The sequence below is a fragment of the uncultured Agitococcus sp. genome (genome assembly GCF_937920075.1).
Lineage (GTDB): Bacteria > Pseudomonadota > Gammaproteobacteria > Pseudomonadales > Moraxellaceae > Agitococcus.
Map to the genome: position 1 here is coordinate 1 of NZ_CALETI010000386.1, position 24,996 is coordinate 24,996.

Consider the following 24,996-nt stretch of genomic DNA (forward strand, 5'->3'; position numbering starts at 1 on the left):
AAATTATCCTCACTCTAAATTGCTCTTACCATTGAGAGCAACTCCCTCTCCCCGAGGGAGAGGGTCGGGGTGAGGGTTCAAATAACGCGAAATTTATTTTTTACAGAGAATTTATCTATGTCTTTATTTATTACTTTTCAACATTTAGTGCCACAACACTTATTATCTCAAGGCGTAGGCTTATTAGCCGCCAGCCAAAACAAATTGATTAAAAATGCCTTTATTAAAAATTTTGCCGCTCAGTATGACATTAATATGAGCGAAGCCTTAGAAGAAAATCCTTTAGCCTATAAAAGTTTTAATGACTTTTTTACCCGCGCTTTAAAACCTAATGCTCGACCCATCGCTTCCGCAGCTAATGCGATTATCTCACCTGCCGATGGTGCAATTTCACAACTTGGCTCAATCAGTGCCGACAAAATATTTCAAGCCAAAGGCCATGATTATAGTGTTGCAACTTTATTAGGTGGTGATGAACAACGCGCACAAGCCTTTATCGGTGGCCAATTTGCCACTGTTTATTTATCACCACGCGATTATCATCGTGTACATATGCCCTTTACAGGCAAATTAATCGAAACGATTTATGTGGCTGGTGATTTATTTTCGGTCAACACCACCACTGCCGAAAATGTGCCTAATTTATTTGCTCGTAACGAACGTTTGGTGTGTATGTTTGATACCGAACTGGGCAAAATGGCTGTTGTTTTAGTAGGGGCAATGATTGTGGCAGGTATTGGCACTGCTTGGGCTGGCAATATTCAACCACACGGCAAAAAAATTATCACCACCGATTATCGTCATGCCAATATCACACTACAAAAAGGTGATGAATTAGGCCGCTTTTATTTAGGCTCAACCGCGATTGTCTTGTTTGGTGCAGATGTCATGGCATGGAACAAAGAGCTACAAGCAACAAGCCCAGTAAAAATGGGGCAAGCTATTGGTACAAGCTTGCGTTAATTATAGCTCACTGCTAAGCTCATTCCTAACATGGAGAACTAGATCATGCGTATCACACTCAAACAATTAGCTGTTTTTGTTGCGGTAGCACAACATGGAACAGTAACTCGTGCAGCGAATGAGCTTAACCTCACCCAAAGTGCCACCAGTATGGCACTCTCAGACTTTGAAGGCCAATTAGACTGCTTATTATTTGACCGAATTGGTAAACGATTACAACTTAATGATTTAGGGCGCAAACTCTTACCTCATGCCATAAATACTGTAGCTCACGCTAACGAACTCGAAGCAATTGCGCGTGGTCATGGTGACAAAGTCGGTAGCTTAAAAATTGGTGCAAGTTTGACGGTGGGTAATTATTTAATGCCACCATTAATTGCCAGTTTTATGGGTGAACATCCACAATGTCAATTAAGCCTAGAAATTGCCAATACCAGTCAAATCATTCAAGCTTTAGAACAATTTGAACTGGATATTGGTTTTATTGAAGGCTTTTGTCACGCGCCTAATTTAGAAGTGATTCCTTGGCAATCTGACGAATTAGTCATATTTACTGCACCTTCTCACCCACTCGCCCAAAAACAATTAACTCAGCCGCTTACCGAAGCCGATTTTAGTGAAGCGCAATGGATTTTGCGTGAAGCTGGCTCTGGTACACGCGAGATTTTTGATAATGCGGTTGTTGGTCGCTTGCCACACATTCATGTTTTATTAGAATTAGGCCATACCGAAGCCATTCAACGGGTCGTAGCTAGTGGCTTAGGGGTAGGTTGTGCTTCACGCCTTTCTTTAGATGAAGCAATACAAAACAATACCTTACAAATTTTACAAACACCCTTTTTAAATCTAAATCGCCAACTTTTTGTGCTAATTCATCAACAAAAATACAGAACCTATGGCGTAGAAAGCTTTATTAAATTTGCCACTCAAACAATTTAACCGTCAATAATCTTCTTATAAGATATTTGCATTACTTATGGTTAGCGTATAATCTTCGCTTAGTATAAAATTCAAAGCGATACACACAAAAATACCATTACGCCACTATTAACCCCTATTGTGGTAGTGAGCCAAATGGACTCAGCATCAGGCCGAAAACACTATGACAACAATTAATCAACAACTAGCAGAAGGTTTACCTAAACGCGATTTATCTCAATTAAGTTTAGTAAGTCATTCTAAAAATGATATGGTTAAATGGGTTCAAGCCTTGCCTATTATGAATGTAGGCGAAACAACAAAACAGTTGTATCAAACTCTACAAGAATTAACACGTGTCAAAATGTCTGAAGACACACGCTTTGAACTCTTAGAAGAATTACGTCCTGCTGTGCATAATGTTTTACACGCCTTAGCCAAACATTATCTCAATCAATCCGTTCTATTACCTGAGCGTGCCAACCGTGTTGCTTCATTAGCGCAATCTTTACGTCATAATTTAGCATTGGGCTACAAAATTGTTGCCTATGATTGTGCCGAAAAACTAATGACAAAGTTAAGCATTATTGGTGTAGGTCGTCGTCAACAATTACAGCTTGCTGCACAAAGCTTTCAACGTGCCATCAGTGAACTTAACGGTTTATTACTTGAAACACAATTGTTGTATTTATCTGCCCCCACAGGATTATGGTCAGATTTACATTTATTACATCATGCTGCTAATGCACATAACGTAGCTAATACCAAGGTCACAGACAATCACTTACAATTTGGTCAAGAAACTACCGCTTATGATAGTTACTTACGAGCCATTATCCTGTCTGCTAGCCAAACTAACAAATTACGTCAAACTGAAATTAAACAAATTTATGATGTATCAGAATTATGGGTCACTTATCTAAAATTAAAAAATAAATTTTCAGTTTCGGATTTATTACTGATTGATATTGAAAGTGATTTAGCACCAACTTATGTGTCTAAATCAACCGATATTCCCCATGCTATTTATGTGGATGCCTCAAAATTTATTCAGCATTTACAAAAAATTCAAAGTACACCTGCAAACCAACTGCATCACGGGGAACAAATCAATCCGAGTTTGTTACAACATTTAATTGGTGCTTGGAGTGCACCTTCTGAACGTACATTCCCGCGACGGAGTTACGAAGGCCAGTTATTGGTTTGTTTAGGTTTAACATCTGCACACTATCATTTTTCTCAAGAAACAGAGTTTGATGATTTTTTGAATTTACCTTTAGATGCTACTGAAGAAGAAAAAAATCTCTTTCAACGCAAAGGGCTTGGTGATGCCGATATTGGCTGGGATTTTCATCTAGGTAATGTCCCCACTATCAGCGAAGAGAAAAAAGCCCAACAAAACAAAGGCAAAAGTCAAAAAGGCTTATATCCACCTCATGTCACATCAATTGTCAACATTAGTCCAGGTGGCTACTGTATTCGTTGGGATGGTGATCCTCCTATTAGTTTACGTACCGGTGAAATTTTAGCCATGCGTGAACCTAATGATAAAACGTGGACAATTGGCGTTATTCGCTGGGTTAAACAACTACCAACATTAGGTGCAGAAGCTGGCATTGAGATTATTTCTGGTAGTGCTATTCCTTGTGGTGCACGTGTACTCAAGAAAACGGGCGAACGTACCGAATATATGCGTACATTTTTAATTAAAGAAGTGCCATCAATGGCAAGACCTGCTACATTAATCACTCCCAATGTGACGTTTAGAACAGGCTATAATGTCATGTTACGACAAAGTCATGATGATTATAAAGTTCAATTGACCACAGAGTTATTTAGCACTCAAAGTTTTAGCCAATTTACTTTTGCTTGGTTGCAGGCTCCAACTAAGCCTCAAAATACAGCAAATCAGCAAAATTCTAATACCAATACTGTTGAAGCTAAAGATGATTTTGATACACTATGGGGAAATTTATAACATTACAGCTTAATTTTTTATGCGCAGACCATTTTTAATGGATAGCTGCGCTCTTAGCTATGTTTATATCTCTATATTTTTTTGAATCCTATAGGCAATTATTTTTATGGCTACGAAAAGTGAAACCTTACGTCTGCTAGTATTGCATTCGTCAGCCGACAATACCGAAGATATTATTAAAAGTTTAAAAGGTGCAGGCACTCCTACTCGCCCACAATTAATTGCTACATTAGAAGACTTTAAGGAACTTCTCAAAAATCAAGTATGGGATATGGTTTTGACAGCCGAAAACCTCAGTGATGGTGCTTATAATGATGTAGTACAAATTATTAGAGATTCCGATAAAGACGTACCAGTCATTGTTTTATTAAATGAATATAACGAAGATATTATTGTCGAAGCTTTAGAAATGGGTGCTGTTGACGCAATTGTCTATAATCAGCATCAGCATATTGTTTTTTGTATTCGTCGAGAATTAACCAATCTTTATCATCGTCGTGCTAAACGTGCCGCAGAATCATTTTTAAAAGAAACCGAAAAACGTTGCCAATTGCTACTTGAAAACTCACGTGATGCTATTGCTTATGTACATGATGGTATGCACATTTATGCCAATAAAGCATACGTAGAACTATTTGGCTACGAATCTGGTGAAGACCTAGAAGGAATGCCAATGGTTGACTTAGTTGGCAAACAAGACTTAGCTAACTTTAAAGATTATTTACGAGCTTATAGCAAAGGCGAAAAAATATCTAATGATTTGAAGTTTCATGGTGTCAAGGCAGATGGGGATCAAATTGATGCCATGATGCAACTTTCTACAGCAAGTTATGATGGCGAACGTTGTACTCAAATTATTATTCGTCGTGATGATAGTGCTGGCCAAGCCACCCTTCTTGCTGAACAATTAAAAGCAGCTACCTCTATTGACCAATTAACAGGTTTACCAAATCGTCAACAGATGGAAGAGAAGCTAGAAGAAACTTTAGGGATTGCCCGCCGTGATAAAACCCAAAGTGCCTTGCTCTATATGGGTATTGATAATTTACCATACATTACAACAACGGCTGGTATTGTTGGAGCCGATAACGTTATTGTTGAATTATCCAAAGCTTTAGCTAATTTAATGCCAAATGCCATTCTAGCGCGCTTTAGTGATAGTGTATTTGCTGCAATTATTCAAGATACAGACTCAGAAAAAGCTAAACAAACCGCCGAAAAAACCTGCCAAGCTATTTACGAACGTTTATTTGATATTCCTAATGGCAAAACCATTCAAACAACATTGAGTATTGGTGTTGCTATGATTGGTGAAACCGCACCTGATATTCCAGAATTATTATCTCGTGCAGTAAATGCGAGCGAAAAAGTTAAACTACAAAATAAAGGGACTGGTAACGGAGTTAGCGTTTACAATCCAGCCGAAAATGCTGCTGCTAACGACTCAGCTTTACGTGAATTATTAGTTGAAGCCTTAGAGCAAAGTAAATTTAAACTATTATTTCAACCTTTATTTGATGTTGAAGACGAAACAGCCCAGTTTTATGAAGTCTTTGTACGCCTGCCACTCGCCGATGGCAAAGTCATGGCACCTGATGAGTTTTTAGATGTCGCTCAGCGTTATCAATTAGGCACTAAGATTGATCGTTGGGTATTAATCAATGCTTGTAAACGATTAAAAGAGCATTTATCTCGTCACCCAGGTAGCCGCTTATTACTTAATTTAACCGCTGAATCTTTACAGGATGCCAGTTTACCCGAATTAGTCACCAAATTAACCAAAGCCATTGATCCTAAAGGTAGTCCTTTAGTGATTCAATTTTCCGAAAATGATGTGGTCACTTACCTAAAACAAGCCAAAGAACATACTTCTTTGTTACGTGCTAATGGTGTGGATGTATCTATTACTAATTTTGGTTGCACACTTAATCCATTAAATACGCTTAAACACGTTGAAGCCGAATACATTAAACTTGATCGCTCTTTTACCCAAGATTTAACCCAAGAAGCTAACCTCGATAACACTAAAAAATTCGCTAGCGAACTCAACACCTTAAATAAACGTGTGGTTGTTTCTTATGTTGAAAATGCTGCCACTGTTTCCAAACTTTGGACAATGGGAGTACGTTATCTACAAGGTTATTATTTACAACCTCCTTCAGAAAACATGGTTTACGAGAGCGGTGAATAAACAAGGGGCAATGCCCCTTGTTTCATTTTAGGCAACATAGTTTATCTTATAGCGGCTCTACCAACATATAACATTCATCAACTATGATTACCCCATTAGTTTGAACACAGATTAATAGGAGTATCTTTTATGTTAGCTCTCCATTCTTCAGCACAACGCGGCCAAGGCAATTATGGTTGGTTAGAAGCGCGTTATAGTTTTTCGTTTGCTTCTTGGTATGACCCTCGTTTTATGGGTGTTAGTCACTTACGGGTGATTAACGAAGATAAAGTTCGACCACTCACAGGTTTTGCCACCCACAGCCATAGTAATATGGAAATTTTGACCTATGTGTTAGCAGGCGAAGTGAGCCATAAAGATAGCATGGGTAATACCACTAAAATTAGTGCAGGCGAATTTCAATTAATGAGTGCGGGCAAAGGTGTCAGTCATAGTGAAATGAATAGCCACCCTACGCAAACTTTACACTTAATGCAAATTTGGTTAGTACCTGCTGAACAAAATACTGAGCCTCGTTATCAACAAATGCAGTTTGCTGATAGCCAACAACTTGCCTTAATTGCTAGTCCTATTGAACAAGAAGGCTCTATGCATATTAAACAGGATGCAGCTATTTATCGCCTAAAATTCAATCAAGGTGAAAAAATTAGTTTACCTATTGATCGTCAATATGGATATTTTCATTTAATTGAGGGTCAAGGTGTGATTAATGATGTTGGCTTAACGACAGGTGATGCCTTAATTAGCAAAGACGAATTGGCATTACACTTTACTGCGCTGAGTAATGGCCAAGCCTTATGGTTTGATTTGTCTTAATAGACATGGGTTGAGATATTTTATTTAACGACACAATATAGGAATTTAATATGAATACTGCACTTAATGAACAAGCATTAAATCAATTATTTACTGAAGCACGTACCTTTTCTGCTTGGCAAGATAAAGCTGTAAGCACCGAATTATTACATCAATTATATGATTTAGTAAAATTTGCACCAACCGCTGCCAATACGACCCCTGCTCGTTTTGTCTTTGTTACCAGTCAAGAAGCCAAAGCCAAATTAAAACCTGCTTTAGCTGAGGGAAATATTGATAAAACTATGCAAGCACCTGTTACCGTGATTGTTGCGGCTGACTATCAGTTTTATGAACATTTACCTGTTTTGTTTCCACATACTGATGCAAAATCATGGTTTGTTGGTAATCAAGCCGCGATTGATAGTACCGCTTTTCGTAATAGCTCTTTGCAAGGTGCATATTTAATTATGGCCGCTCGTGCTTTAGGCTTAGATGCTGGCCCCATGTCTGGCTTTAATAATCAATTAGTTGATGAGCTATTTTTTGCAGGCACACAAATTAAATCCAATTTTTTAATTAACTTGGGTTATGGTGATGTGGCTAAACTTCATACCCGTAATCCACGGTTAAGTTTTGAGCAAGCCGCTCATATCCTATAATGACGACACTCATACTGTTTATCTGAATTAAAAATCCAGATAAACAGTATCAATAAACTACTTAAACCCTAACATTAACTGAATCCAACCAGCCAATCCACCCGTGACGCCACCTAATACAATCAAAATCCATTCATCTTCTCTAAAAGCAGGACGTAATAAATTTTGAAACTCCATTGGCGTCAGTTTTTTCATACGCTCCAAAAATAATTCGTTTACTTTTGCAGCACGGCTTTCATTTAAGTCTGGATCAGAAATAGGTACCATTGTTGCAGCAATAGACTTATCAACAATAGTATCTTTTAACTTTGCATACTCTTCCCAGCCCATCGTCATTTGAATAGCGGTACGGACAATCGGTGTATCCAACAATTTACTCACATGACGTTTAACTACTTTACGAGTTTTATCAGCTTTTGGGCCAAACATCATTTCATTCATAATTTGACGAATGGTAAACAACTCACGAGTGCTAACATGAGAGAAAACCTCTGATACTTCAGCTTGACGACGCATAAAAGCACCATGCCAAGTCATACCCATGATTTTCTTTGGTTCGATGGGGTTAAATACCATCCAAATAGCAATCCAATTTGTCAAAAAGCCCCATAAGGCAGCCCAAAAAACTAAAGTCCAATGCCATGGTACAACCAGCCAAACAAACATTTGGACAACGCCAAAGAATAGACCAATCCAAAAACTGCTATGCCAAATGTAATCAATTTCTTTTTGGCCAACACGCAAAAACATACGCACCATCATAGCGCGGTCATTTTCCATTTGTTTGACGACCATGTCACGCATATCAACTAATTCTTCAACACTAAAAGTTAACTCCGTGACCAAGTTTTCCATAATACTTGGCACTTGTTTGCGTACATGATCATAAATACGACGTTTTATGCCATTAGGTAAATTTTCCCATAAAGTCTTATTACGATCAGTCATCACCTCATCGATAAAATCATCAATGTTTTCCATTAATGCTTCACTGACAAATTCGGCCATTTCATCAGGCTTCATTTCTCTAAAGAACTCATCTAACGAGCCAATTTTAGATAATGATTGATCAACCAAAATACCCGAAATTTTTCCTGCTTTACGAGGCACAATGCCTTGCCAACCAACAGGCAAATTTCCGAGTTTAAATCCCCAAAAACTAATAGGATAAAACACCATTTTTAGTGCCATCCACACATGTAGCCACGTAACAACTGATGCGACAATAGGAATGGTAATGAAGCCCCAAAAATCAGGGCGGGCTAATATTTGTTGCCAAAATTGTTGAAGTACTTCCATTAATCCAGACTACCTGTACAAATTAGAACTTAGCTGCTAAGAGTATTGTTGTTGATGTTAAAACATATTTACTCAATGTAAGCTAGCAAATCCCCAAACTATCAAACGAAACTATTTTTTAATACACAAACGGTACTATAAACGAAAAACTGTCTGACAATATTACGTATTGAGAACGAAAGCAATCTTAAAACACTTTTAATGCGGTACTAAAGCTAAAAAAGGCTCGAGGTTGTGCTGGCTCACTTGCATTACCATCCACTCTTCTTGAAAAACCTGTTCCTAAACCAACAGATATTGTTTTTCGTGTATGTTCATTCACCCAATGATAGCTAATATCTAAGCCTCCACCATTGCGGTGATATTCTTGATTTCCATCTCTAACACTCGCCACGACTTGGCCAAAAAATGCACCCACAAAATAGCCTGACTCATCACGACCACCTGTAATTGGATATCGCCATCCCATGTTAAATGCCGCTCCTGCCTCAGACTCCATAAACTTGCCAACACGCAGATAAAAATTACCTAGATCTGTGACTGCTTCGTTATTTATATTCAACATATCGCTAAATAAACCAACACCCGTATACACAGAAACAGGTTTTAATTGCTGCATAATATGTTTTGCTTTTTGACTATAGGTTAATGTTTTTTGCTCAGTGGGCGGAGCTTGTTCTTCATCAGCAATAGCATAATTGGCCATCAATAATGAGGTCATTATTGCAAACAAAGAAAGATTACGCTTCATAAAAAAGTCCTCTACAGGGAGAAAGATTTAGGCTAAATGAATTAGCCCAAATTTATTATTATTTATGTGTATGTTTTAAAGGTGGCTGGGCTGGTGACTTTATCATTTCTGGCAACAAAGAGCCTAATAACATGCCAATTATTGCTGCAACCAAACCTGCTAGCTGTGGAGGCCATAATCCTTCTGGCGCTGTTGCCTCTAAGAAAATCCATACAACCACACCAAAAACCATCGAAAACACCGCACCTTGAGTATTTGCCTTAGACCAATATATCCCTGCAACCAAAGGTACAAATGCTGATACAAGGGTTACTTTATAAGCATTTTCAACCATCTCAAAAATAGAAGAGTTTGAGTTTAATGCAAATAGCGTAACACACACGCCAAAAGTTAACACAACCGAGCGAATAATCCATAAAAAACGCGTATCAGAAACGTTACCCAATATTGGACGTAAAATATTTTCAGTAAAAATAGTTGATGGTGCTAATAATGTTCCTGATGCAGTACTCATAATTGCCGATAATAATGCACCAAAAAACATCACTTGTGCCAAAATTGGCGTATGTTCCATAATTAACGTTGGCAATACTAATTGACTATCTGTTTCTAACAACTTTAACGTCATTTTTTCATCAATCAAAAAAGCTGAATACCCTAAAAAGATAGGCACAAAAGCGAATATAAAATAGAGTGCCCCACCCAACACTGCACCACGTACAGCCGTATTTTCATCTTTGGCCGACATTACCCGTTGGAAAACATCTTGCTGAGGAATTGACCCTAAAGCCAAAGTCACAAATGCACCAATAAATGCCAAAATCGCAGCTAAATTGGGTTCTGGCCAAAAATCAAATTTGCCTGCATTAGAGGCATGTTCAATCACAGCCACTGCACCACCATCAATTTTGCCAGTGACTACATAGCCTACAAATAACATGCCCACGACAATCACAATCATTTGTACAAAGTCCGTCATTGCCACAGACCACATCCCGCCATAAATGGTATAGACAATAACAATCGCTGCACCAATAACCATACCTACTTCATTACTAATCGCACCCTGAGAAAGCACATTAAACACTAAGCCTAGGGCAATCATTTGCGCTGAAACCCAACCTAAATAAGACAACATAATGGCAACTGATGTTGCTAGTTCAACACCTCTGCCATATCGTTGTTTGAAAAAATCGGCAATGGTCAGCAAATTTTTTCGATATAAATAACGCGCAAAAAACAATCCCACCAAAATCAAACACAAAGATGCACCAAATGGATCAGAAACGATACCACCTAAACCATCAGTAATAAACGTAGAGGATGTTCCCAAAACGGTTTCAGAGCCAAACCATGTTGCAAAAACAGTTGCCGTTGTGATGTGTAAAGGCAAACTACGACCTGCAACCACATAATCTGTACTATTATGAACTTTTCTTGCTGCATATAAGCCAATAGCAATGGATAGCAACAGATATAAACCAACAAATAAATTTAACATGGCTCTCCTCAATCATTTTAGGTAGATCAGGTTAATTAAAAATGCGGCGATTTTAAAAGCTAATACGCTAAAAGTCGCGTTTTTTTATTAGCTATTTATCGTTTTTACAATATTAGTGTCTGTTAACGTTTTGATAACGATGGCGAAAGAATAGCGCACAGCAAAATCAACACAGTTTAAAACCTAAATTTGCCATTTGTTGTTGATTAGCGATAGGAACTTCTCGCAAATCATAAGCCGAACACTCTCGCCTAGGCCAATAATCTTTACGCAACTTATCAAAAGCTAATGCACGCGCCTCATGAGTATCTAAACACATGGTTTGACGTAATGCTTGGTCATCTTGCTCAACAGGATAAACCTTACGTAATAATGCTGCATAGTTTTGCCATATTGTTGATAAATATGGCCAAATCAACACTTGATGATTAACAGGCAAAAAATCTGCCAACTTATGTTTAATTTGTTGATTGAAATATTGGCATAATCTTTGATAAATCATTTCTGTACCACGCCATTTGCCTTCTAAGCTATATCCTGCAATGTGAGGCGTAGCAATATCAATGCTGGCAACTAAATCGACATTAATAGCTGGTTCATTTTCCCAAACATCTAACACCACCGCTGATAAATAATGCGGATACGTCTGTAAAAAAGCCAATAAAGCAACATTATCGATCACAGCTCCACGTCCTGCATTCAATAAAATTGCACCTTGCTTTAAATATTTTAAATTATGCTCAGCTAATAAATGATAGGTTGGATATTCACCTTGTTTGGTTAGTGGTGTATGAAAACAAACAATATCTGCTTCTGATAATAATTGTTGTAAAGGTTGTTGAGTAACACCTTGTCTCTGCACAAAAGGATCACAGCCAATGACTCGAAATCCTAATTGGCCAGCTACTTGTGCCAATAAATGCCCCACATTACCCAAACCGACAACACCTAGAACTTTAGCAGACATATCCTGCTGTAATTGCTCTTGTAAATACGCTAACACTGCCAATACATATTCAACAACACTACGCGCATTACACGCGGGTGCTGTCGTTGTCATAATCTGCTGCTGTGCCAACCATCTTAAATCTAAGTGATCTGCACCAATCGTTGCACTACCAACAAATCTGACAGGCGTATTCGCTAATAAAGCTTGATTGACTTGTGTGACTGAACGCACGAGCAAGACATTTGCTTGTTGTAAAAGTTGTGTATTTAATTGACGTCCCGCGTAACATTGCAAATTCCCCAAGTCTCCAAAAAACTCTTGCACCAAAGCCATATTTTCATCAGCAATAATATTCATCATCTTTTTACTCAATAATTTGGAGATTACTTTTGGAGTTTCCAATTAAAACATCAACAAGCCCTAGTCGATTATTGCTGCCAAATTTGCTACATTAAAAAAGGCACTAATTCAAGTCAAATTGGCATTTTTAGTCAATCCTTTTCTCAAATTTATGTTGGACAATCTATCTAGCTCTATTTTTTTTGTACACTGTGCGCCAAAACCGTAAAACTCCCTTTGACGTAAGGGTATTGCTTATGCGTTAATCTAAGTTAATCGCTTTTCGGTGTAATATATTAAGGTTTGTTCGCTATTAAACAAATCTTAGACATCTCTACTTTGCGGCAGTGCTTTATTAAAGCACTAATATTTTTAACCTTTAAGTAAAATATATATTTTACTGTCATAGTAACTGATGATGATTATGAACAAGGGATATTCTTTATTATTGGCTGGCCTTTTTGCTGCCCTATCTTCGACGAGTTTTGCTGCTGGTGAGTCTAGCTTACCGTCAGATTTACAAGACTTAAAATCAGATGTGTTGTCATTAAATCGTGATATTACACAACTCGAAAACGAATTATTATTTCCAAGTTCAACCACAACGATTCTTGTCGGTGTTAATCCTGGTAGTAAAGTTCGTTTAGTCGATGTCAAACTTAGTATTGATGACCAAATTGTTAGTTATCACTCTTACTCTGAGCAAGAAACCGTTGCTTTGAGCAAAGGTGGTTTACACCGTCTGTTTTTAGGTAATGTCAATAGCGGTAGTCACAACCTCCAAGCTATCGTTACAGCCTATGATGCCGATGGCAAAGACTTCCAACGTACAGTGAGCTATAGCTTTAACAAAAATAGCTTACGTAAAATTATTGAAATTAAAGCGGCAGATGATAGCACTCGTGCTCAACCTGCACAGTTCAACTTCCGCGAATGGGAAAGCAAAAACTAAATTAGGATTGATTCAGCCCTAAAAAACCTAACTTTGCTAATTGACCGCAAGACCGTTAGTTAGCAAAGAGCTTTAAGTATGACACTTTATTAAACGCAAAAAATCGTTAGCGTAACAAGTGTCTTGCTATTGGGATAAATAACGATGATAAAACGATTTATGGAAAACAAGTCGCGATTTTCTAGCCTTACATTGGCCATCGCCTTGTTAAGTCAATCTGCATGGGCAGTTGATCTAAACAAACGTCTAGATGTTTCTACCGATACTCGTGAACCTATTTTTGGTCAAATTTACTATGACTATCACATGGGGCATCGTTTTTCAGCATTAAATACAACAATCTTAGAAAAAAACAAAGGCATGTTTAATGATGAAGATGCCGAAACAGAAAGCTTATTAGGCGATTTATACACCGAATTTGGTTTACCCCGTGAAGCAGATGCCGCATTATCACGTGTACAGTCGCAAGATATCCCCTCAAGTACACGTAATATGCCATGGCTACGTTATGGCAAATATTTATTTAAATTAGGTAATGACGTTAGTACTGAAAATTACTTACGGAAGCCACCTGCTAACTTAACAAGCTTTCAAGAATCTGAGCGACGTTTATTATTGGCGAATGTTTTAATTCGTAAAAAAAGTTATGCTGAAGCCGTTGGTTTATTGTTGGATATGCCTGCTCAAGGTGCAATGGCGAGTTATGGCTTATACAATTTAGGTATCGCTTATTTACAAGACAACCAAACAGAATTAGGTATTTTTAACCTCAACGAAATGATTCGTTTGGCTAATGATGATGAAGAAAGTCGCAATTTAAAAGATAAAGCAGCTTTAGCTATTGCATATCGTTATTTACAAGACAAAAACTTCGCATCTGCACGCGACTCTTTGTTACGCGTTCGTTTAGAAGGTCCCTATAGTAATTCTGCACTGCTAAGCTTGGCATATTCCTATTATCTTAATAAACAATATCAAGAAGCACTCCCTGCTTTATTAGAATTACAACGCCGAAATCCTGCTGATCCAACCGTACAAGAAGCTTTTTTATTGACGGCACGGACTTACGAAGATTTAGGTGCGCGTAATCAATCAATTGCCAGCTACCGTATTGCTGCAATGACCTTGCGTGAACAACTTACACAATTAGAAAGAACAGCCATTCGCACAGACGAAGCCGCATGGCCTGATATTTTAAGTCCCATGCAAGTCAATACCAAAGATGCTGATCCTTTAAATATTAAAGATATTCCTGCAGGCAATAATGCAATTACAGCAGGACTATTTGCCAAGCTATTTGCCTCCCCTGCTTTTAATGAAGGGTTTAAAACCTATAAGCAACTTGCTCGTATGCAAGACTTATTAAATGTTCGTTTACGCGACATTAATGCCTTAGAGGAAAATGCTAAAGCCTTAGAAGCACGACAAAATACGCTTGCTGACAATGAAACCAAATTAAAAGGCTTACGTGATAACTATGTATCACTAGTTAAAAAATGGCAAGAAAATCAAATTCGTGCCAAACGAATGGGTACAAATGCAGATGCTTATACAGAAGCAGCAACTCAAGCCGAAACTTCTCGTTTACAGCAAATTAATAAACTAGGTCGTAAGATTAATAAACTGAACCTTGATGCCAAACAAGCTCAAGAGTTAAATGAACGTATTAATCGTTTACGCAATCTGACTCAGTTTGAAGTAGCACGTCATGCAGCCTCTCGTGATGAAATTTATCGCAAATTGCAAGAGTCAACCGAACAACTTCGTGAAACTAAAATGCGTCTTGCAGCACTAGAAACCTTGCTAAAAGATAATAAAGAAATTATCGCAAAGAAAAATAGTGCAAAATTTACTAATTTGCGAACGAAAGCAGAACAGCTAAAAACACAAATAGCAGATGCCCGTCTTGCTCAACAAACTCAGTTACGTGAATTAGCGAAAGGTCTGTTAGAAGAGCGTCGTCAACGTTTAACAACCTATATCACCGAAACTTATCTTGGAATGGAACGTGTTGAAGGCTCCAATGCCTCCCCCAACACCAAAGCAAGTGATAAATAAATATGATTGCTAATAAAACTTTTCTTTATCGGCTTAGTCCTTTAGCAGTAGCAATAGCGTTAAGTGCTTGTAGTCAAGCACCTGTTGCTACAACACCTATGGTCAATCAACAAGCTATTTACGCAACACCAGTGCCAGCTCAAGCACCAGTTCGCACCTTAGCAAGTCTTGACCAAGTAAAAGTGTCTATTATTCAAGAACCTCAATTTGAAGATGCGACTGAGCGTTTAAACAAAATCAAGCCACAATCTGCCTTAGCGTTGTTAACTCAAAGCGAGCAAAATAATCAGCCTGATCCCAATAGCTTAGATTCTCAAATTAACAGCAAATTAGAAGAAGCATTATATAATCGCTTAATTCAAGATGCTAAAAAAGCGCCTGATGCGGGCACTGCAACTGCTTATTTAAAAGTAGCACACCGCCTTAAAACCCCCAGCAGCGAAACAGACCTTGATAAAGCTGAACGCGATATGCTCAATAAAAATATTGAGTTTTATAAAGACTTATTAGAACGTATGCCTGCTGAAGAGTCGCGCGCAGAAATTTATTATGAGTTAGCCAAAAATTATGACTTGCTGACACAAAAAGAAGAATCTATAGAAGCACTTAAAAAGTTAGCCTCTGAGTACACTAGCACCCCGCATTTAACCGAAGTACGTTTTCGTTTAGCCGAAGATGCGTTTGCTAAAAATCGCTTTACAGAATCTGCTGAATATTATCGTTTAGTATTAGAAGATAAAAAATCAGACTTTCAAGATCAAGCTTTATACAAACGCGCTTGGGCATTATATCGTTTAGCCGACTTTGAAACGGCTATTCCGCTTTTCTTCAGTTATGCCGAAAAAATTTGGGTCAAAACCAAAAAAACCAAACAAGAAGAAGACTCTTTACAAAATGCGTTGGACGTAATTTGTTTGTCGTTCATTCAACTTGATAATGGCGTAAAACCACTTAATGATTACTTTGATAAAGTAGGCGAAAAATTCTATGAATCTATTATTTATCAACGTTTAGCTAAAACCTATATTGATAAAAAGATTTATAAAGAAGCAGCCGAAACTTATGCTGCTTTTATTGAACGCCATCCTTTTGACCCAGATGCACCAGGTTTAAGCACTGCCATTATTAATATTTATGATCTAGGTGGATTCCCTTCATTAGTGGTGACAGCCAAAGAACAGTTTGTTGAACATTATGATCCTAACAGTGCCTACTGGAAACAATCGTCTCCAGAAGTACAAGAAAATTTACGTCCTATTTTAGAAGGTCATATTGTTGACTTAGCCAAACATTATCATGCGACAGCTCAACAAACTAACCTAGCTGCTGACTATGAAAAAGCCGCCAAATGGTATCGTGCGCATTTAAGTCTTAATCCAAAAGAAGAAGACGCGATTGTTGTTAACCAATTATTAGCCGAAGTTTTATATTCTGCTAAAAACTACAAAGACGCGATTGTTGAATTTGAAAAAACAGCTTATGGCTATAGCAACAACCCCAAAGCCAATGATGCCGCTTATTTTTCTTTATTAAGCTATCAAGAATGGGATAAATCTTTAGCTGATAATAATGCTGAACGAAAAGCATTAACGCCACAGCGAGTCGCTAGCACCATCAAGTTCTCAGAAGCTTTTCCACAAGACCCCAATACGGCGATTGTGATGCAAGGTCTCATTCAATATTTATATGAAAACTATAAAGATTATGACGATATTGCCAAACAACTCAGTCAAGACATTGAAAAACAAGTCACTCGTATTGTAGCAACTCTACCCCAAGAAAAAAGTTCTGCCTTGATGTTACAGGGTTTAACCAATCTTTATATTGGTTATAAAGATTATGAAGGCGCTGTGCGTACTGCCAAAGCCTTATTGGATATTCAACCACCTGTTGATGAAACTTTACGTCTGGAAGCTGCCACTGTTGTTGCAGATGCCCAATTTGATAAAGGTAATTTAGAAGAAGCCGACAAAGCTTATCAACAAGTATTGGCCTTTAATATTAAAGATGGCAAACAAAAATCTAAGTTCCAAGATAAGCTAGCAACTACCTATTATCGCCAAGCGGAAAAACTGCGTACCGATAAAAACTTAGAACAAGCCTCTTTAGCCTTTCAAAAAGCTGCGGAATCGGCCAGTGATCCAAAACTTAAAGCAACTGCCGACTTTGACGCTGCTGATGTATTATATAAAGGTGAAAAATATGCCGAAGCAATTCCGCTCTTAATTGCCTTTAAAAGTAAACATCCCGAAAGTCCTTTGGCACAAGACACCTTAGAAAAATTAGCTTTTGCTTATGAAAAATCAGGTGATTTATCCAGTGCTGCCTTACAGTTCCAAGCAATTGCTGCTCGTGATGCCAAAAAGAACCCAGCCGCTGCTCGTGAAGCAACATGGGCTGCCGCTGAGACCTATGAAAAAGCCAAACAACCCGAATTGGCCATTAAAATTTATCAACAAGTTAGCACTGATGCGACTAACCCTATTGATTTGAGAACCGAAGCCTATCATCGTATTTACACTTACTATGATAAAAACAATATGGTTGGAGAAGCACAAAATACGCTTAAAGGGATTGCTCAATTTTATGACAAGTTAGGCGAAAAAGCGCCTGCACGGGTTAAATACCTAGGAGCCATGGCTCACTTTAAACTTGCACAACCTGTGTATGACTCATTTGCAGCCATTCCTTTAACTCAACCCTTAAAAGTCAGTTTGGGAGCTAAGAAAAAAGCCATGCAAACCGCTATTACTACTTATAACAAAGTAGCAAGTATAGGTGTGGCTGAGTTTACAACGGCTGCAAACTATCAACAGGCGTTAATTTATCAAAAATTATCAGCCGATTTATTAGCAAGCGAAAAACCGAAAGGCATGGACGAGTTGGTACTCGAACAATATAACCTTGTCCTTGAAGAACAAGCTGAACCTTTTAATCAAAAAGCCATCGAAATTTATAAAGCCAATGCAAACCTTGTTAAACAAGAAGTTTATGATGGTTTTGTCCAAAAAAGTTTTGCTGCTTTAGCTGAGCTCGAACCCGGTCGTTACAAGAAAAACGAACAAATCGAAACAGCAATTGATGAGATTTATTGAGGATTAAGGAATGTTTGCATCTAAAAAAGTAGGCATGACATTAATACTAACTAGTATTTTAGCTGCTTGTAGCTCTACTCCCAAACAGCCAAGCCCCAACACCGATGCCCCTGCGGCAGTTGGGTCAGAAAGCACCGAACTTGACTTAGAAAAGTTAGCCAAAGAGCGTGCTGCTCAGGGGTTAACAGCCAAAAAAGATGATGAAAGCAAAGAAAAAAATGTCGTTGCTGCTGATAGCTCAAAAGAACCTGAGTTAAGTAATGTGAGTGCCGAATTACAAGCACTAGCAAAACCACTGCTCAATGATTATCAACGAGCAGTAACATTAATGAAAGCCAATCAGTTAGATGATGCTTATACGCTGTTTGAAGAGCTTCAAACCAAAGCACCTCAACTTGCTGGCCCTTCACTTAATCAGGCCTTAATACAGATTCAAAAGCAAAACTACAAAGAAGCGGATGTGTTATTGCAAAAAGCAATTGCAGCGAATGGCAAAAATCCGTTTGCTTACAATCTACAAGGCTTTGTTTATCGCCAATTAGGTCAATTTAGTAAATCTCGTGCTGCCTATGAGCAAGCTCTTAGTTTAAGCCCTAATTATGCCAAAGCTCATTTTAACTTAGGTGTCTTAGCAGACTTATATTTGCAAGACTTGCCACTGGCTTTAAAACATTATGAAGCATACCAAGGCACACAAACAACACCAGATACAACAGTAGCAAAATGGGTCATTGACTTGCAAAAACGGACTGGCACTTACAAGCCTCCTGCAAAAAAAGCTAAAGTTGAAGAAATTACGGTAGAAGAAACACCCACACCAGCTGCGACCGAAGCTGCTCCAACTGAAACAGCCCCAGTAAAAACAGATGAAGTGAAACCTACTGAAAACACTAATCCGCCTCCCATAAATGAAGCGACTAGCGCGACTGCCCCTGTAGAAAATACTGCTGCTAATAGTGCCTCAACAACTGCAACAACAGAATCAACGCCTGTACCCGCAGCAACACCTACAAGTGATTCAACTGCTAAAGCAGAGACAACAACCACCGCAGATGACACTAGCAAAAGCATCAAAAATAGCAAAAACAAGGCAAAAAAGGCAAAAAAAAGTAAAAAACAAGCCGATAACGTGACTCCAAGCACTGCCACTTCGAGTCAAGAAGCCGTAAAATCAACACCCATAGAGACTAATGCCGAAACAACACCAACAACGGCAACAGGAGTACAACAACCATGAAAAAAACAATAGTTATATTGTTAGCTCAATTAGCAATTTCTGGTAGTGCTATTGCTGCCGACAATGTTAAAACTGCTAAAAAAACAACAGCCAGTAGTGAAGTAAATATCTCTAGTGGTACTGACGTTATTGGTAGCAAAGATGCCCCTTTAGTTTTAAACATTGTGTCATGGAAAGATAAAGAAAATTATCTTCCCAAAAATCCTTTGTCGGCTTCGGTCTTAGAAGAAAGTTTGGCTCCTATTGACCGTGATGTTGTGTCCCGTGAAGTTAACTACTCTCGTGCATTACAAGAACTCAGCCCTCTTTCGACCATTAGTCCTTAATTTTTTATTTAACAGGAGTACTTTATTATGTCAGCGATTAAGTTTATTCAAGATGGTGGTTTCTTCATGTACCCCATCCTTTTGATTATGTTTATTGGTTTGGGTATTGCTATCGAACGTATTATCTTTTTAAGTCGCGTCAAGAAAGCTAACAAAGAATTATGGGATGCTGTTTATCCTTCTATTCAAAAAGGCGATACAGAAAAAGCTTTAAAAGCCGTTAAAGATAATGAAACCGAAATTGGTCGTATTTTAGAATATGGTTTAACACGTAATCGTACTGCTAAAAATGTAGAAGATGTAGAAACCGCAATGGAAGAAGCGTTAATGGAAGTTATGCCTCGTTTAGAAGCTCGCACCCCCTTTATTTCTACTTTTGCTAACGTTGCTACTTTGTTAGGTTTGTTAGGTACGGTACAAGGTCTTATTACCGCATTTGCTGCAATTGCCAATGCTGATCCAGCGCAAAAAGGTGACTTATTATCTAGCTCTATTTCGGTAGCGATGAACACCACTGCGTTTGGTTTGATTGTTGCTATTCCTTTATTATTACTCTATGCATTCTTACAAAGCCGTACTGGTGAAGTTGTTGAAAGCTTAGAAATGGCCTCGATTAAACTCCTCAATGCCTTACGTCAAATTCGTAATAACGCTTAATTGTGTATCATTGCGTTAATAAATAGAGGAGACGATTATGCGGTCACGCACTAAAAATCGTGACACGAATCCGGAACTAGACATCACCTCATTTATGAATTTGATGGTGATTCTAATCCCATTCTTGTTGCTAGATGCAGTGTTTACTCAGCAAGCGGTACTACAGGTGTTAATGCCAAGTGGTGAAGGTGCTGCTGCCGAAACACAAAAGCCGCCATTAGTCCTAGAAGTTATGGTTTATAAAGATAAATTTTTAGTTGCTGATCGTCAGACTGGCCCTATGAAAACCATAACAACCGACACTAAAGGTGAGTTAGACTATAAAGCTCTCAATGACTATTTACGTACCGTCAAAACTCAATATCCATTAGTCACTGATGCTAGTATTTTGTTAGAAACAGATACAGCTTATGACAAATTAATTCATACAATGGATGCCGTGCGTATTGTAGTGAGTACCGAAACAGGACGTGAAGCACGTTATGCTTTATTTCCTGATATTAGTATTGGTGATGCACCGCCTGATGTTGGAGGTGCTAAATGAAAGATAAAAGTCCTCGTGTTAAACGCCATGAACGTTTACAAAAACGTATTAAGGGTCAGGCTAATTTAAACTTAACCTCCTTAATGGATATCTTTACTATTTTGGTTTTCTTCTTATTAGTTAGCTCTAGTAACCCATCTAAGCTACCTGATGCAGAAAAAATTAAACTACCCGTTTCTCTTGCCCAAACTGAACCCAAAGACACATTAACAGTCATGATTACCAAAGATGACGTTTTAGTTCAGGGCATGAAAATTGGTACAATTAATGAAATTTCAGCACTGAAAACCGATTTAGTTCCTGCTTTGGCCACAGAATTAAAATATCGTGCTTCTCATACTGTCGCTGCTCTTAATGAGCGCGGTATTCCAGAGCGTGAAATTTTGATTTTAGGTGATGAAAAAACACCTTATAGTGTGATTCGTAAAGTCATGGCCACCTGTAGCGATAATGACTATGCGAAAATTTCCTTTGCTGTGACACGTGGAGGGAAACAATAATGTCAACTCATTTAATCAGTGGTTTTTTGCCTTGGGATGAACTACCTGAACATAGTAATCGCGCCCGAAAAATTAATGCCATTGCATTAGTGCTTGCATTTTTATGTTTTGTGGTGATTCCATTTATTAAAGTGCCGCCTGTACCACGCTCGGAAGTAAAAGTCCCCGAACGTGTGGCGCGTGCCATTGAACGTAAAATTGAACTTCCTCCCCCTCCTCCCAAACCACCCGAAGTGAAAAAGGAAGAGAAAAAAGAGGTTAAAGCCGAAGATAAGCCTAAGGAAACTAAACAAGAAGTTAAGCCAAAGCCAATCGAAAAAGAACCCGTTGCTAAACCCAAAGCAACAGAAGAACAAGTGAAAGCTGCTAAACAGCAAGCTCAGCAACAACTTGCTTCTGTCGCTGATGATTTAGCTGCCTTACGAGATATGGACGTGGTAGCAACCTCTAAACCTGCCACAGGTGGTTTACAAAAAGACACTGGTGCTGCACCCGCAGGCACAAGCCGTAATATGTTAACTAGCAAAGCAGGTGCAGGTTCTGGCGGTGTTGCCTATAATGGCCCAGCAAGCTCAGGTTTTGGTGGTGGTGTTGCAGGTGGTAGTGGCAGCAAAGGTAATCTTAACCTCGGCTCTAAAGGCACAACCAATATGCAAGGCAAACAAATTGCCTCTGTTGGTGGTGGAACTGGCTCTGGTGAAGGCGGTAAAACCCGCGGTGAAAGTGGAGTTGGCAAACGTACTCAAGAAGATATTCGTAAGATATTCGACCAAAATGGCGGCCGTTTAAATAATGCCTATCAACGTGCATTAAAAGACGATCCCAGTATGGAAGGTACAGTACGCTTAAAACTCACTATTGACCCAAGTGGTAAAGTTACCAGTTGTGAAGTTGCGTCTAGCGACCTAAACAACCCTGAGTTAGAAGCCAAAATTGTCTCTTTAGTTAAAGGATTTAACTTTGGTGAAGACAATGTTGAGGTATGGAAAGGCACTTATCCAGTCAACTTCTACCCCAACTAATGACATAAAATGTCAAAAAAGGCGCGTAATGCGCCTTTTTTTTTGAAAAAGTCTTGAGATTTAGTGACATTTTCAAAAAATTAGGGTATTCTTCGCGGCCTAATCGGAGGCGTGGCCGAGCGGTTTAAGGCACCGGTCTTGAAAACCGGCGACGGTTTACCCCGTCCGTGAGTTCGAATCTCACCACCTCCGCCAATTTTTTCTTGGCTTCCTTATTTGAAGCCAACTTAGCTATCAGCAAATCTTATTCTTCTTTTATACACTATCAGGTCACCCCTGTAGTGCACGGATGTTTTTTTAGTTGATTGGGCCTCACACCATGAGTCAAACGATTGTTAACGCTCCCGCTTTTGTTAAACACCAAAAACTTATTGCTTGGGTTGCTGAAATTGCAGCTCTTACTCAACCAGACCGCATCGAATGGTGTGATGGAAGCGAGGAAGAAAACCAACGCTTATTAGACCTCATGGTCAGCACAGGGATGATGAAGAAATTAAATCAAGAAAAACGTCCCAATTCTTATTTAGCTAGCTCTGATCCTTCTGATGTTGCTCGTGTTGAAGAGCGCACCTTCATTTGCTCTGCTAAGCGTGAAGATGCTGGCCCAACAAACAACTGGGAAGATCCAGTTGTAATGCGTACAAAATTAAATGGCTTATTTGAAGGCTGTATGCGTGGTCGTACCATGTATGTTGTGCCCTTCTCTATGGGGCCATTAGGCAGCCATATTGCTCAAATTGGTATTGAATTATCCGACAGTCCTTACGTTGTGGTGAATATGCGTATTATGGCGCGTATGGGCAAAGCCGTTTATGACGTATTGGGTGAAGACGGCAGTTATGTGCCTTGCGTACACACTGTTGGTAAGCCAATTTTAACCGCTGCTGACGATGTTAAATGGCCATGTAACCCAGAAAAATACATTGTGCATTATCCAGAGACTCGTGAGATTTGGTCTTTCGGTTCTGGTTATGGTGGAAATGCTTTATTGGGCAAAAAATGTTTAGCCTTACGTATTGCTTCTGTGATGGGTCGCGATCAAGGTTGGTTAGCTGAACATATGTTAATTTTGGGCGTTACTAACCCACAAGGCGAAAAACACTACGTTGCTGCTGCTTTCCCATCTGCCTGTGGTAAAACAAACTTTGCGATGTTAGTACCGCCAGCAGGTTTTGAAGGCTGGAAAATTGAAACTGTAGGCGATGACATTGCTTGGATCAAACCTGGTACTGATGGTCGTTTATACGCAATCAACCCAGAAGCTGGTTTCTTCGGTGTTGCACCAGGTACAAATACCACCACCAATCCAAACTGTATGGCAACGTTAGATAAAAACGTTATCTTTACCAACGTTGCATTAACAGATGATGGTGATGTTTGGTGGGAAGGTTTAACTAAAACTGCTCCAGCACATTTAATTGACTGGACTGGCCAAGATTGGACACCTGACTGTGGCCGCAAAGCTGCTCATCCAAACTCTCGCTTCACGGTTGCTGCTGCCCAATGTCCATCTATTGATGCTGATTGGGAAAATCCAAACGGTGTACCAATCTCTGCATTCATTTTCGGCGGTCGTCGTGGCGACACCATGCCATTAGTAGTTGAAGCTGCTGATTGGCAAGCGGGTGTTTATAAAGCCGCAACGATGGGTTCTGAAACCACTGCTGCTGCTGTTGGCCAACAAGGTGTTGTTCGTCGTGACCCATTTGCAATGTTACCTTTCTGTGGTTACCACGTAGGTGATTATTTTGCTCACTGGTTAGCTTTGGGCGAAAAATTACAGGCTTCTGGCGCAACTTTACCACGTATTTTTAACGTTAACTGGTTCCGTACAGACGAAAATGGCAAGTTTATCTGGCCAGGTTTTGGTCAAAATATGCGTGTTTTAAAATGGATCATTGATCGCTGTGAAAATCGTGCTCAAGGCGAAGAAACACCTATTGGTATCGTTCCTCGTTATGCCGACTTATTGTGGGAAGGTTCTGAGTTTAGCGCAGAACAATACGCAAAAGTCACTAGCCAAGATAAAGCTGCATGGCAACGCGAATTAACTAGCCATGATGAATTATTTGCCAAAATCGCAGACAAGTTACCTGCAAGCTTAAAAGCTCGTCGTACTGTCTTAGGCGAAAAAATCGGGGCTTAATAAGCCATCAATAAAAAAGGGCGCATTAGCGTCCTTTTTTATTTTGACATCCTCCTCGCCCTTGAACGGCGAGGATTCCCTCTACAGGACGGCAATATCCTGCCGCACACCTC

General features: G+C 39.0%; 20 protein-coding genes and 1 tRNA gene. 17 read left to right on the forward strand and 4 right to left on the reverse strand.

The annotated features are described in order from the left end of the window. Positions 1-117 precede the first annotated feature (117 nt). The 6 genes from asd to Q0212_RS13000 all read left to right on the forward strand — a co-directional run bounded on the left by asd (position 118) and on the right by Q0212_RS13000 (position 7,507). Complete coding sequence (gene asd / locus Q0212_RS12975) at positions 118-963, forward strand: archaetidylserine decarboxylase (protein ID WP_297926194.1); 846 nt, start codon at positions 118-120, stop codon at positions 961-963. Positions 964-1,008: 45 nt separating this feature from the next. Then, entirely contained in the window at positions 1,009-1,902 is an 894-nt protein-coding gene (locus tag Q0212_RS12980) for a LysR family transcriptional regulator (protein ID WP_297926196.1), read from the forward strand. A gap of 163 nt (positions 1,903-2,065) precedes the next feature. Then, positions 2,066-3,859, forward strand: coding sequence for a hypothetical protein (locus Q0212_RS12985; RefSeq protein WP_297926199.1), 1,794 nt, complete (start codon positions 2,066-2,068; stop codon positions 3,857-3,859). A gap of 106 nt (positions 3,860-3,965) precedes the next feature. Then, positions 3,966-6,050, forward strand: a complete 2,085-nt coding sequence (locus Q0212_RS12990) for an EAL domain-containing protein (protein ID WP_297926201.1) — start codon at positions 3,966-3,968, stop codon at positions 6,048-6,050. A 129-nt stretch (positions 6,051-6,179) separates the two neighbouring features. Then, positions 6,180-6,866, forward strand: a complete 687-nt coding sequence (locus Q0212_RS12995; protein ID WP_297926203.1) for a pirin family protein — start codon at positions 6,180-6,182, stop codon at positions 6,864-6,866. A gap of 50 nt (positions 6,867-6,916) precedes the next feature. Then, positions 6,917-7,507 carry a malonic semialdehyde reductase gene (locus Q0212_RS13000; protein WP_297926204.1) on the forward strand — a complete coding sequence of 197 codons (591 nt, stop codon included), beginning with the start codon at positions 6,917-6,919 and terminating at the stop codon, positions 7,505-7,507. Between the two features lie 57 nt (positions 7,508-7,564). Here Q0212_RS13000 and Q0212_RS13005 read toward each other — a convergent pair whose 3' ends face one another. From Q0212_RS13005 to Q0212_RS13020, 4 genes are all read right to left on the reverse strand, one after another. Further along, positions 7,565-8,806: a hypothetical protein gene (locus tag Q0212_RS13005; RefSeq protein WP_297926206.1), complete on the reverse strand. Its 1,242-nt coding sequence runs from the start codon at positions 8,804-8,806 to the stop codon at positions 7,565-7,567. Positions 8,807-8,993: 187 nt separating this feature from the next. Next, entirely contained in the window at positions 8,994-9,557 is a 564-nt protein-coding gene (locus Q0212_RS13010) for a hypothetical protein (protein ID WP_297926209.1), read from the reverse strand. 58 nt (positions 9,558-9,615) lie between these two features. Next, positions 9,616-11,058, reverse strand: a complete 1,443-nt coding sequence (locus tag Q0212_RS13015) for a sodium:solute symporter family protein (protein WP_297926211.1) — start codon at positions 11,056-11,058, stop codon at positions 9,616-9,618. 166 nt (positions 11,059-11,224) lie between these two features. Next, positions 11,225-12,367, reverse strand: coding sequence for a 4-phosphoerythronate dehydrogenase (locus Q0212_RS13020; RefSeq protein WP_297926213.1), 1,143 nt, complete (start codon positions 12,365-12,367; stop codon positions 11,225-11,227). A 403-nt stretch (positions 12,368-12,770) separates the two neighbouring features. Here Q0212_RS13020 and Q0212_RS13025 point away from each other — a divergent pair, with 403 nt between their 5' ends. The 11 genes from Q0212_RS13025 to Q0212_RS13075 all read left to right on the forward strand — a co-directional run bounded on the left by Q0212_RS13025 (position 12,771) and on the right by Q0212_RS13075 (position 24,883). Further along, positions 12,771-13,298, forward strand: coding sequence for a hypothetical protein (locus Q0212_RS13025; RefSeq protein ID WP_297926215.1), 528 nt, complete (start codon positions 12,771-12,773; stop codon positions 13,296-13,298). A gap of 144 nt (positions 13,299-13,442) precedes the next feature. After that, positions 13,443-15,356, forward strand: a complete 1,914-nt coding sequence (gene bamD, locus Q0212_RS13030; RefSeq protein WP_297926217.1) for an outer membrane protein assembly factor BamD — start codon at positions 13,443-13,445, stop codon at positions 15,354-15,356. Between the two features lie 2 nt (positions 15,357-15,358). Next, positions 15,359-18,451, forward strand: a complete 3,093-nt coding sequence (locus Q0212_RS13035; protein ID WP_297926219.1) for a tetratricopeptide repeat protein — start codon at positions 15,359-15,361, stop codon at positions 18,449-18,451. A gap of 10 nt (positions 18,452-18,461) precedes the next feature. Then, positions 18,462-19,688: a tetratricopeptide repeat protein gene (locus tag Q0212_RS13040; RefSeq protein WP_297926220.1), complete on the forward strand. Its 1,227-nt coding sequence runs from the start codon at positions 18,462-18,464 to the stop codon at positions 19,686-19,688. After that, complete coding sequence (locus Q0212_RS13045) at positions 19,685-20,014, forward strand: hypothetical protein (protein ID WP_297926223.1); 330 nt, start codon at positions 19,685-19,687, stop codon at positions 20,012-20,014. Before Q0212_RS13040 ends, Q0212_RS13045 begins: the two co-directional genes overlap by 4 nt. 27 nt (positions 20,015-20,041) lie before the next feature. Further along, positions 20,042-20,671 (forward strand): MotA/TolQ/ExbB proton channel family protein, encoded by a 630-nt coding sequence (locus Q0212_RS13050; RefSeq protein WP_297926225.1) that lies wholly within the window; start codon positions 20,042-20,044, stop codon positions 20,669-20,671. A gap of 37 nt (positions 20,672-20,708) precedes the next feature. Continuing rightward, entirely contained in the window at positions 20,709-21,215 is a 507-nt protein-coding gene (locus Q0212_RS13055) for a biopolymer transporter ExbD (RefSeq protein ID WP_297926226.1), read from the forward strand. Beyond that, entirely contained in the window at positions 21,212-21,715 is a 504-nt protein-coding gene (locus Q0212_RS13060; protein WP_297926229.1) for a biopolymer transporter ExbD, read from the forward strand. The genes Q0212_RS13055 and Q0212_RS13060 overlap by 4 nt, the downstream gene beginning before the upstream one ends. Beyond that, positions 21,715-22,737 (forward strand): AgmX/PglI C-terminal domain-containing protein, encoded by a 1,023-nt coding sequence (locus Q0212_RS13065; protein ID WP_297926231.1) that lies wholly within the window; start codon positions 21,715-21,717, stop codon positions 22,735-22,737. Before Q0212_RS13060 ends, Q0212_RS13065 begins: the two co-directional genes overlap by 1 nt. A 105-nt stretch (positions 22,738-22,842) precedes the next feature. Further along, positions 22,843-22,932: transfer RNA gene (locus Q0212_RS13070), tRNA-Ser, on the forward strand. Between the two features lie 124 nt (positions 22,933-23,056). Further along, positions 23,057-24,883, forward strand: coding sequence for a phosphoenolpyruvate carboxykinase (GTP) (locus tag Q0212_RS13075; RefSeq protein WP_297926233.1), 1,827 nt, complete (start codon positions 23,057-23,059; stop codon positions 24,881-24,883). Positions 24,884-24,996: the final 113 nt, after the last annotated feature.

Excerpts from the sequence above, each read along its gene's own strand:
- Q0212_RS13040 (WP_297926220.1), top strand. The coding sequence starts at position 18,462 with ATGTTTGCATCTAAAAAAGTAGGCATGACATTAATACTAACTAGTATT.
- Q0212_RS13060 (WP_297926229.1), top strand. The coding sequence starts at position 21,212 with ATGAAAGATAAAAGTCCTCGTGTTAAACGCCATGAACGTTTACAAAAA.
- Q0212_RS12985 (WP_297926199.1), top strand. The coding sequence starts at position 2,066 with ATGACAACAATTAATCAACAACTAGCAGAAGGTTTACCTAAACGCGAT.
- Q0212_RS13065 (WP_297926231.1), top strand. The coding sequence starts at position 21,715 with ATGTCAACTCATTTAATCAGTGGTTTTTTGCCTTGGGATGAACTACCT.
- Q0212_RS13000 (WP_297926204.1), top strand. The coding sequence starts at position 6,917 with ATGAATACTGCACTTAATGAACAAGCATTAAATCAATTATTTACTGAA.
- asd (WP_297926194.1), top strand. The coding sequence starts at position 118 with ATGTCTTTATTTATTACTTTTCAACATTTAGTGCCACAACACTTATTA.
- Q0212_RS13010 (WP_297926209.1), bottom strand. The coding sequence starts at position 9,557 with ATGAAGCGTAATCTTTCTTTGTTTGCAATAATGACCTCATTATTGATG.
- Q0212_RS12980 (WP_297926196.1), top strand. The coding sequence starts at position 1,009 with ATGCGTATCACACTCAAACAATTAGCTGTTTTTGTTGCGGTAGCACAA.
- Q0212_RS13050 (WP_297926225.1), top strand. The coding sequence starts at position 20,042 with ATGTCAGCGATTAAGTTTATTCAAGATGGTGGTTTCTTCATGTACCCC.
- Q0212_RS13045 (WP_297926223.1), top strand. The coding sequence starts at position 19,685 with ATGAAAAAAACAATAGTTATATTGTTAGCTCAATTAGCAATTTCTGGT.
- Q0212_RS13020 (WP_297926213.1), bottom strand. The coding sequence starts at position 12,367 with ATGATGAATATTATTGCTGATGAAAATATGGCTTTGGTGCAAGAGTTT.
- Q0212_RS12995 (WP_297926203.1), top strand. The coding sequence starts at position 6,180 with ATGTTAGCTCTCCATTCTTCAGCACAACGCGGCCAAGGCAATTATGGT.
- Q0212_RS13075 (WP_297926233.1), top strand. The coding sequence starts at position 23,057 with ATGAGTCAAACGATTGTTAACGCTCCCGCTTTTGTTAAACACCAAAAA.
- Q0212_RS13015 (WP_297926211.1), bottom strand. The coding sequence starts at position 11,058 with ATGTTAAATTTATTTGTTGGTTTATATCTGTTGCTATCCATTGCTATT.
- Q0212_RS13025 (WP_297926215.1), top strand. The coding sequence starts at position 12,771 with ATGAACAAGGGATATTCTTTATTATTGGCTGGCCTTTTTGCTGCCCTA.
- Q0212_RS12990 (WP_297926201.1), top strand. The coding sequence starts at position 3,966 with ATGGCTACGAAAAGTGAAACCTTACGTCTGCTAGTATTGCATTCGTCA.
- Q0212_RS13035 (WP_297926219.1), top strand. The coding sequence starts at position 15,359 with ATGATTGCTAATAAAACTTTTCTTTATCGGCTTAGTCCTTTAGCAGTA.
- Q0212_RS13005 (WP_297926206.1), bottom strand. The coding sequence starts at position 8,806 with ATGGAAGTACTTCAACAATTTTGGCAACAAATATTAGCCCGCCCTGAT.
- Q0212_RS13055 (WP_297926226.1), top strand. The coding sequence starts at position 20,709 with ATGCGGTCACGCACTAAAAATCGTGACACGAATCCGGAACTAGACATC.
- bamD (WP_297926217.1), top strand. The coding sequence starts at position 13,443 with ATGATAAAACGATTTATGGAAAACAAGTCGCGATTTTCTAGCCTTACA.